Here is a 957-nt window from a genome sequence, read left to right on the forward strand (position 1 = left end):
TCGGTAGCTGTAATGGTGCCGACCTGGGTGGTGTTTTCTGCCACCGTAAAGCCTTGTGGGGAGAGTACCGGGGCATCATTCAGGTTACTCACCTGCACAAACACATTCGCCTGAGTGCTCAGGTTGGTGTTGTCGGTGGCCGTTACCGTGATTTCATAGCGGTTATCCCCGTTCTGATCCAATGGTGTGCTAAAACTGGGGGCTTGAATAAAGTTCAGTACTCCGGTGCTGCTGTTAAGGCTAAACAGGCTGGCATCACTGCCTCCCAGGCTGTAGCTCAGGGTTGATCCCTGGTCGGAGTCAGTGGCTAACAAGGTGCCGACATTGCTGCTACCTTCCTGCACGGAGAAGGTTTTCTCCCCCAATACTGGCGCTTCATCAACATCGGTGACATTGATGGTGAAGGTTTTCTGGCTACTGGCGCCAATGGAGTCGGTGACCGAGACATTCACGACATAGCTATTATTATTGCCGACATCCACAGGCTTCTCAAAGTTGGGCCTTGAGGTAAAGTTCAGCGCTCCGCTGGTGGCATTAATAGTGAACAGGCTGGCATCAGCGCCACCGGCCAGACTGAAGGTGATGGGGTTGTTTTCATCGTCTGTTGCGACAAGAGTGGTGACCGGCAGGTTACCTTCAGACACCGTCAGACTGGTATCACTGGTCAGCACGGGAGCATCGTTCACATCGGTGACACTGACCGTCAGCGTTTGTGTATCGGTGCCGCCCTTACCGTCACTGGCGGTGACTTCCACGACATAGTCGTTGTTGGTGTCGGCATCGGTGGGTAGTTCGAAATTGGGGGTTGCAGCAAAGGTTAACACACCACTGTTAGTATCAATGCTGAAACGTGCGGCATCGGCACCACCGCTGATGCTAAAGGTTGGGACGTCGCCATTATCCGGGTCTGTTGCGCTCACCGTGGTGACGCTGGTCTGGTTTTCGGCCACGCTCAGT

1 protein-coding gene is annotated in these 957 nt (G+C 54.1%); it reads right to left on the minus strand.

Annotation, left to right across the window (positions count from 1 at the left end; translation table 11 throughout):
- The coding region (locus tag BGP75_RS09190; RefSeq protein WP_143821023.1) for a cadherin domain-containing protein at window positions 1–957 on the minus strand (957 nt) is incomplete at both ends.

This window comes from Motiliproteus sp. MSK22-1, assembly GCF_001968815.1.
Classification (GTDB): domain Bacteria; phylum Pseudomonadota; class Gammaproteobacteria; order Pseudomonadales; family Balneatricaceae; genus Motiliproteus.